The sequence below is a fragment of the Sphingomonas molluscorum genome (assembly GCF_039522995.1).
GTDB classification, from domain to species: Bacteria; Pseudomonadota; Alphaproteobacteria; order Sphingomonadales; family Sphingomonadaceae; genus Sphingomonas; species Sphingomonas molluscorum.
Window position 1 is genome coordinate 124023 of record NZ_BAAAEL010000011.1, and the last position, 8628, is coordinate 132650.

At 67.6% G+C, this 8628-nt stretch carries 6 protein-coding genes; 1 reads left to right on the forward strand and 5 read right to left on the reverse strand.

Translation table 11 applies throughout. The features are described 5' to 3' along the window. The first annotated feature begins 3 nt into the window (after positions 1-3). On the forward strand, positions 4-915 hold the full coding sequence (locus ABDZ92_RS12700; protein ID WP_125961177.1) for a LysR family transcriptional regulator: 912 nt from the start codon (positions 4-6) through the stop codon (positions 913-915). Here the strand turns inward: ABDZ92_RS12700 and cobA are convergent. From cobA to ABDZ92_RS12725, 5 genes are read right to left on the reverse strand one after another with little or no spacing between them, the layout of a single operon-like run. Then, complete coding sequence (gene cobA / locus ABDZ92_RS12705; protein ID WP_272695573.1) at positions 912-1769, reverse strand: uroporphyrinogen-III C-methyltransferase; 858 nt, start codon at positions 1767-1769, stop codon at positions 912-914. The two genes, ABDZ92_RS12700 and cobA, sit on opposite strands and share 4 nt — an antisense overlap. Continuing rightward, positions 1762-4356, reverse strand: a complete 2595-nt coding sequence (locus tag ABDZ92_RS12710; protein ID WP_125961174.1) for a nitrate reductase — start codon at positions 4354-4356, stop codon at positions 1762-1764. The genes cobA and ABDZ92_RS12710 overlap by 8 nt, the downstream gene beginning before the upstream one ends. Continuing rightward, positions 4356-4694: a nitrite reductase small subunit NirD gene (gene nirD / locus ABDZ92_RS12715; protein ID WP_206432213.1), complete on the reverse strand. Its 339-nt coding sequence runs from the start codon at positions 4692-4694 to the stop codon at positions 4356-4358. Before nirD ends, ABDZ92_RS12710 begins: the two co-directional genes overlap by 1 nt. Next, entirely contained in the window at positions 4691-7156 is a 2466-nt protein-coding gene (nirB, locus tag ABDZ92_RS12720) for a nitrite reductase large subunit NirB (protein ID WP_125961173.1), read from the reverse strand. Before nirB ends, nirD begins: the two co-directional genes overlap by 4 nt. A gap of 48 nt (positions 7157-7204) precedes the next feature. Beyond that, complete coding sequence (locus ABDZ92_RS12725) at positions 7205-8488, reverse strand: nitrate/nitrite transporter (RefSeq protein WP_125961172.1); 1284 nt, start codon at positions 8486-8488, stop codon at positions 7205-7207. Positions 8489-8628: the final 140 nt, after the last annotated feature.

Genomic DNA, 8628 nt, shown 5'->3' on the forward strand with positions numbered 1-8628 from the left:
GCATTGGACGCAAAGCTGGCGGGGACGGACAGGGCACGCGCGCTGGCGCTGTTCGCGACGGTGGTAGAGGCAGGAAGCTTCTCGTCTGCCGCGCGGACGCTGGACATGAGCCCGTCCGCCGTGGCGCGTGCCGTCGACCGGATCGAGCAGCGGCTAGGCGTGCGACTGCTGCTACGGTCGACCCGCGCCTTGTCGCTGACGGCAGAGGGGCAGGCCTATCTGCTGGCGGCCCGCCGCATCCTCGCCGACCTCGACGATGCCGAGCAGCAGATCGCCGACCAGGGGAGTCCGCGTGGGCGTCTGCGGGTCAGCGCCGCGCTCTCGCACGGGCGGCTCTGCGTGGTGCCGCTGCTCGGGAGGTTCAGCGCCCGGTATCCCGACATCCTCGTCGACATCGCGCTGACGGACACGCTGGTCGACATCGCCGGCGGTCAAGCGGACGTGGCCGTCCGCTTCGGACCCCTGCCCGACAGCACGCTCACGGCTCGCAAGCTTGGCGAGACCCGGCGGGTGATCGTCGCATCGCCGGAGTATCTGGAGAGGTGCGGCACACCTGAGGTGCCGGAGGATCTTCACCGGCACAACTGCCTCAACTTCAACTTCCGGCGTGCCGAGCCGGTTTGGCCGTTCCGTCGTGCCGGCCAGGATTTCACCCTCGCCGTGAAGGGAAGGATCGAAGCAAACAACGGCGAGACTCTGGGGCAATTGGCGGCGCTTGGCGTCGGCATTGCCCGTGTGGGATCGTTCAGCGTGACCGAGGAGATCGCGAGGGGCGAGCTCGTCCCGCTGCTGGAGGCGTTCAACCCTGGCGACGTCGAGCAGATCCACGCCGTCTTCGTCGGCGGCGCGAGCACGCCGGCGCGGGTTCGCGCGTTCGTCGAATTCCTCGCGCTCCACCTGCGCGGCGGGAGCTAGGTGGCCGCCTTGACCGAACTGGTCGCGGGGAACTGGACGTCCTGGTCAGCGCCAGCGCCGGCAGGGTTCTGCGAACAACTCGCACTGTCCCGGACTGAAGCCGGTATCGCGGCTGCGGCGTTCCCGGCCGAAACTGCTTCCCCGACCAGGATGAGCGTGGGCTTCTCGTCCGTGATGGCACCCGCCGCGATGGGCAGCAGATCGAGGCGCGTGTGGAGCAGGCGCTCACTCGCGAGGCTGATGTCGCACGCGATCAGCACCGGGGTCGCACCGGCAAGCCCCTCTGCGATCAGGCGCCGGCTGATCTCGCCGGCAGCGCCGCGCCCCATGTAGAAGGCGGTGGTGCTACCGGAATCGGCGAGCGTGGTCCAATCCAGGGCAAGCGGCTCGCCTGCCCGCACGTGCGCGGTCACGAACTGGACGCGACGTGCGACGCCGCGGACGGAGAGGGACACGCCGGCGGAAGCCGCGGCGGCGCTGGCGGCGGTGATGCCGGGACAGATGCGCGCGGGGACGCCGACCGCTGCGAGGGCCGCGACTTCTTCGGTCGAACGGCCGAACATCGACGGGTCGCCGCCTTTCAGTCGCACGACCCGCTCGCCGGCGAGCGCGGCCTGGACCAGCAGGGCGTTGATTGCACCTTGGTCCTTTGAATGGCGTCCGGACCGCTTACCGACGGGAACCTGCCGCACGCCTCCGGGGATCAGGTCCCGTATGCCGGGCCCCACGAGGGCATCGTAGTAGACGACGCTGGCCGAGCGCAGCAGCCTTTCCGCCTTGCGCGTGAGCAATTCGGGGTCGCCCGGGCCTGCGCCTACCAGCCAGACCTCGCCGGGAAGGATCGTATCATCCATTGGCGGCACTCTTGCTTTCCTCGACGATCCGGCAAATCGCCGGTCGGCACGATCCGCAATTGGTCCCGGCCGATAGCGCAGCGCCGACAGCCTCGACCGTGGTGAGGTTCTGGCTGGCGATCGCTGTGACGATGGTGTTGAGCGCGACATCGAAGCAGAGGCAGACGATGGGTCCCCGATCCTCCTGCACACCCGGTGCGATGCCCGCCAGCAGCGATGGTCCGGCGGCGACGGCGCCCAGCTGCTGGATCAGCCAGTCGCGTCTGGGCAGTAGCCCTCGCTCCGTCAGAAACAGCGCGGCCACCAACCGTCCTTCCCGTAGTACTGCCACTCGCCGAGTGCCGCGTGCGCGATCTAGGCTCTCGATCCGGTCGCCGCGGGGCAGCACGCGCTCGACGCCCTGTGCGTCCTCGCCGCCGGCCAGCTCGTACAACAATCCGCCGGGCACAGTGATGCGGGTAGCCCAGAGGCATTCGGGTGGGGCAACCGGCTCGGCAGCGATCAGGAAGCCGCGCCAGGCGGTGGGTACCGCCGCCACCACTGCGGGCGTCGACTTGAAGCCCGGCTGGCCCGAATGCGGATCGACCAGGGGGCGTGGCAATAGCCCGGTGCGGCCGCCTATGGAATTGCGGTCGGTCCAGTGAATCGGGGTGAAGATCTCGCCCCGACGTTGGCCCGTGGAAAGCACGACGCGGAACAGGCTTTCGCCCTGCGGCGTGGATACGCGTGCGAGGCCGCCATCGGCTAGCCCGTACGCATCGGCGTCCTCGGGGTGCACCTCGACCATCGGCTCCTCCCGATGCCGCGCCAGGCGCGGGCTGAGCCCGGTACGAGTCATCGTGTGCCACTGGTCGCGATAGCGCCCGGTGTTGAGGGTGAGCGGCCACCTCGCCAGCGGCTTCGGCAAGGACATCTGCTCGAGCGGGATCAGGCGCGCCCGCCCTTCCGGCGTGGGGAAGCGGCCGTTCGCGAAGGCCTCGCCGCCCCAGCGGAACGGCTCCATCGCGTCATAGTCGGCATTGCCGATGGCAACGTGTTCCCCCAGGTCGAACAGCCGAGTGCTCTGGTTCTGATAGGTCGAGAGCCGCGCATGCTCGCGGAAAATGTCGGCGGGGCGTGCATAGGCGAACTCGCTGGCCCAGCCCATGCGGCGGCCAACCTCCTTGACGATCCACCAATCCGGCCGCGCTTCGCCGGGAGCCTCGAAGATCGGGCGTTGGCGGCTGATGCGGCGTTCCGAATTGGTGACGGTGCCGTCCTTCTCGCCCCAGCCGGTGGCGGGCAGGCGGACATGGGCGAAGGCCGTGCTGTCCGTCTCGGCAATCACGTCGCTGATGACGACGAACGGGCATCGCGCCAGCGCCTCGCGCACCGTTGCGGCGTCGGGCATCGACACCGCCGGGTTCGTCGCCATGATCCACAATGCCTTGATACGTCCCTCGCCGACGGCGCGGAAAAGGTCGACGGCCTTCAACCCCGGCTTGGCCGCAATGGTGGGTGCCCCCCAGAAGCGCTGGACGCGGGCGCGGTTCTCAGGCGCGAAATCCATGTGCGCGGCCAGCGTCGACGCCAGCCCGCCTACTTCGCGGCCGCCCATCGCGTTCGGCTGGCCGGTAATCGAGAAAGGCGCCGCGCCCGGCTTGCCGATGCGGCCGGTGGCGAGGTGGAGATTGAGGATCGCGTTGACCTGATCGGTTCCGCGCAGCGACTGATTGATCCCCTGGCTGAAGAGCGTGACGGTGCGCGGGTTGGCCGCGAACATCTCGTAGAAGCGCAGGAGGTCGGCGGCGGGCACGTCGCAGGTGCGGCCCACCGACCAGAGGTCGCTTCCCGCGCCGACCGTTTCCCAAAATCCTTCCGGCTCCGAGACGCTTCGCGCGAGATAGGCGCGGTCGATCAGCCCCGCTTCCCGGCAGTGCATCAGCAGGCCGTTCATCAGCGCGACGTCACTGCCGGGGCGGATGGCAAGATGCAGGTCGGCGCCTTCTGCCGTTTCGGTACGGCGGGGATCGATGACGACGAGCTTCGCACCCGCGTCCCAGCGCGCACGGATTCGTTGATAGACGATTGGATGGCACCATGCGGTGTTGGAGCCGATCAGGACGATCAGGTCGGCGACATCGATGTCGTCGTAGCTGGCGGGCACCACGTCCTCGCCGAAGGCCCGGAGGTGCCCGGTGACCGCGCTCGACATGCAGAGTCGGGAGTTGGTGTCGATGTTCGCCGAACCGATGAAGCCCTTCATCAGCTTGTTGGCGACGTAATAGTCCTCGGTCAGCAATTGTCCGGAGACGTAGAAGGCGACGCTGTCGGGCCCGTGCTCCGCGATCGTCTTGGCGAAGCGATGAGCCACCAGGTCCAGCGCCTTGTCCCAGCTGGCGCGGCCCCTGCCGATCATCGGGTGGAGAAGCCGGCCTTCGAGACCCACCGTCTCACCGAGATGGGTGCCCTTCGAACAGAGCTTGCCGCGGTTGGCCGGGTGGTCCGGGTCGCCTTGGATCGACACCGAGCGCTCGCCGGTGCGCGTCGCCACGATCCCGCAGCCGACCCCGCAATAGGCGCAGGTGGTACGGACCGGTTCCGGCATCAGGCGGCGGCCTGCATCACGCCGGCACGGCAGATCAGCACGCGTCCGGCATCCACCTTCACCGGGATCGTCGGCGTGCAGCCCTTGTCTGGTCCCTCGGCCTCGCCGCTTGCCAGCGCGATGTTCCAGTTGTGCAGTGGGCAGGCGACGCTGTGGCCGTGGACAATGCCCTGTGCGAGCGGTCCCCCCTTGTGCGGACAGCGATTGACCAGCGCGAACACGCGGTTGTCGCCGGTGCGGAACACGGCGATCTCCTCGCCGCCCTCCACCGGCACGGTGCGCGCGCCTCGCGGCGGGATCTCGTCGAGCCAGCCGATGTCGAGCCATTCGCCGATCATGCGATTTCCTCCTCACGAACGGGGGTGAACGCCGCCATGTGGGCATGCTGCGCGCGCTCCTGCCCGGCGACGCGCTCTGCCCAAGGATCCTCCTGGCTGAAGCGCTGCGAATGCAGGAAGCGCGCGGTCAGCGCTTCGCGGCCCTGCGCATCTTCCACGATGCGTGCCTTGAGGTAATCGAGCCCGACGCGTTCCAGCCACGGGGCGGTGCGTTCCAGATACCGCGCCTCCTCGCGGTACAGCTGGATAAACGCGGCGCAATACGCCATCGCCTCCGCCTCGGTGGCGACCTTGCACAGCAGGTCGGTGGCGCGCACCTTGATCCCGCCATTGCCGCCGACATGCAGCTCATAGCCGCTATCGACACACACCACGCCAAAGTCCTTGATCGTCGCCTCGGCGCAATTGCGGGGACATCCCGAGACCGCGATCTTGAACTTGTGCGGCATCCATGAGCCCCAGCTCATCCGCTCGAGCTTCACGCCGAGCCCGGTCGAATCCTGCGTGCCGAAGCGGCACCATTCGGAGCCGACACAGGTCTTCACCGTGCGCAGCGACTTGCCATAGGCATGGCCGGAGACCATCCCGGCGGCGTTGAGATCGGCCCAGACGGCGGGCAGATCCTCTTTCTTGATCCCAAAGATGTCGAGCCGCTGCCCTCCCGTCACCTTAACCATGGGTGCGTCATATTTCTCGACCACATCCGCGATCGCGCGGAGTTCGCGTGGGTTGGTAAGCCCGCCCCACATGCGCGGCACGACCGAGTAGGTGCCGTCCTTCTGGATGTTGGCGTGCATGCGTTCGTTGACGAAGCGGCTCTGTTGGTCATCCTGATATTCGCCCGGCCACGCGCAGAGCAGATAATAGTTCAGCGCAGGCCGGCAGGAGGAACAGCCGTCGGGGGTGCTCCAATGCAGCTTCTGCATCACCTCCGGGATCGAGCGCATTCCCTGCGCGACGATCTCGCGGCGGACATCATCATGGCCGAAGCTGGTGCACTCGCACATCGTCTTGGCACCGGTCTGGACGTCATCGCCGAGCGTCAGTGCCAGCAGGTTTTCGACGATACCGGTACACGACCCGCAACTCGCCGACGCCTTGCAGCCGGCGCGCACCGCGTCGATGCTCGCGGCACCGTCGGCGATGCAGGCCACCACCTGGCCCTTGCTGACGCCGTTGCAGCCGCAGATCTCGGCATCGTCCGAGAGCGCCGCAACGGCCGCCTTAGGGTCCGCTTGCCCCCCTCCCTGGGCATAGATCTGGCCGAAAATCAGGAGGTCGCGCAGTTCGGAAATCTCGTCCTGCTTCTTGAGCAGGTCGAAATACCAGCTGCCATCCGCGGTATCGCCATACAGCACCGCGCCTATGATGCGGTCGTTCCGGACCACCACGCGCTTGTAGACTCCGCGGCTGGCGTCGCGCAGCACGATGTCCTCGGCACCATTGCCGCCGGAGAAGTCGCCCGCGGAGAACACGTCGATGCCCGATACCTTAAGCTTGGTCGACGTGACCGAACCCTTGTAGCCTGTGGGTCGCTCGGTCAGCCCATCGGCGAGGGCGCGACACATGTCCCACAGCGGCGCGACGAGGCCATAGACCTGCCCGTCGTGTTCGACGCACTCCCCGACCGCCAGGATGTCGGGGTCGCTGGTCACCAGATGGTCATCGACCTTGATGCCACGCGCGACCTCGAGCCCGGCGGCCCGCGCGAGCGTGGTGCTCGGCCGGATGCCGACCGCCATCACCACCAGACTCGCCGGGATCAAGCGCCCGTCCTTGAGCCGCACGCCCTCGACGGTGTCCCCGCCGACGATCTCGGCAGTGTCCGCGCCGGTCAGGATGGTCTGTCCGCGCGCTTCGAGCGCCGACCGGAGGAGCCAGCTTGCCGCTTCGTCAAGCTGCCGCTCCATCAGCGTGGGCATCAGGTGGAGTACGGTCACCTTCATGCCACGCAAGGAGAGCCCGTGCGCTGCTTCCAGACCGAGCAGGCCGCCGCCGATCACCACCGCCTCGCCGCCGCGCTGGGCCGCCGCGAGCATCGCGTCCACGTCGTTCATGTCGCGGAAGCTGACCACCCCGGGCAGGTCCTTGCCGGGAACGGGGATGATAAAGGGGTCGGAGCCGGTTGCGATCAGCAGCTTGTCGTACTGCACGGTGCGGCCGCTGCGCGAGGTCACGGTCTTTGCCGCGCGATCGATCGCCGTCACCGGATCGCCCGCCACCAGCTCGATGCCGTTGTCGCGGTACCAGTCGGGTCCGTTGATCACGATGTCGTCGAACGTCTTCTCGCCCGCCAGCAGGGGGGAGAGCATGATGCGATTATAGTTCACATGCGGCTCGGCGCCGAAGATGGTGACACGGTAGCGGTCGGGATCGCGGGCGAGCAGTTCCTCGATCGCACGGCAGCCGGCCATGCCGTTGCCGATCACGACGAGGTGCGGGCGCTTGATGTGGTGCGTCATGGATGCAGCCTCACAGCTTGGATCGAACGTGGGAGAGCGGCGCGGGCACTAGATCCGCACGCCGGCAGCGGCAGCCCAACGGACGCGCCACCGGGCCTTGACGAAGGTCAGCCCGGCCAGTGCGACGAGCGTCAGCATGGCGAAGACCAGGAAGCCGGGGCCGAACCCGCCGGTCACTTGCCGCGCGAACCCGAGCGAGGAGGCGAGATAGAAACCACCAACGCCGCCTGCCATGCCCACCAGTCCGGTGAGGATGCCGATCTCCTTGCCGAACCGCTGCGGCACGAGCTGGAACACGGCACCGTTTCCCGTTCCAAGGGCCAGCATTGCGACCACGAAAAGTCCCAGTGCGGCACCAAGATTGGCAGGAGACGTGCTGACGCCCAGCAGCGCGAAGGCGGCGACGGCATAGACTGCAGTCAACGTGGCCACGCCCCCGATCCGATCCGCGAGTGCACCGCCGAGCGGCCGGACGAGCGATCCCGCGAACACGCAAGCCGCCGTGCAATGGCCCGCGGTGACGGGGCTCAGCGCGAACGCGTCCGAGAAATAGATGGTGAGCGAGGAGGCGAGCCCGGAAAAGCCGCCAAAGGTCACACCATAGAAGAGCATGAACCACCAGGCATCGGCCGTGCGCAGCGGCTCCAGATACGCGCTGAGCGGCCGGGGCGCTGGCTGGTCGGGCGCGTCTTTCGCCAGCACGATGAAGACGACGAGCACGAGCGTCAGCGGGATGCAGGCGAGACCGAGCACCGCATTCCAGCCGAACGTGATGGCTAGTGCAGGCGCGAACAAGGCGGCGAGAACGGTGCCCGAATTGCCCATTCCGGCGATGCCCATCGCCTTGCCCTGATGCTCGGGTGGGTACCAGCGGCTGGCGAGCGGGAGTGCGACGGCGAAGCTTGCACCTGCGAAACCGAGGATGATCCCCAATGCGAGGGTCCCGGCGAAACTGTGGACGCCGAGCGACCAGCCGGCGAACAGCCCTGCGATCACGATCAGCTGGCCGATGACGCCGGTCCGCTTGGGCCCGGTCCGGTCGGCGAGCAGACCGACGACCAACCGCAGCATGGCGCCGGCAAGGGTGGGCGTCGCAACCATCAGCCCCTTCTGCGCCGGGCTGAGTCCCAGGTCGGCCGCGATCTGGGGGGCGAGCGGCCCCAGCAACACCCAAACCATGAAGGCAAGGTCGAAGTATAAAAAGGCGGCGATCAGCGTCGGCGTGTGGCCGCTACTCCAGAAGTCCGACTTCTTGCGCTTCGGACCGAAATCGATGTCCGCACCGCCTCCGATCCAGCCGAAGCCTTCGTGCAACAGTTCCGCGACCTTCATCCGCACTGCTCCCATGTGCCGCAGACACGAAAAAAGCCGCCTCCGACCTCCCGCCTCAAGCGGTGATCGGACAGCGGCTTTGCTGTCTGACAGTGGAGAACCGCACCAACGTTGGCGCAATCATCCGATGCTGGCGCCTG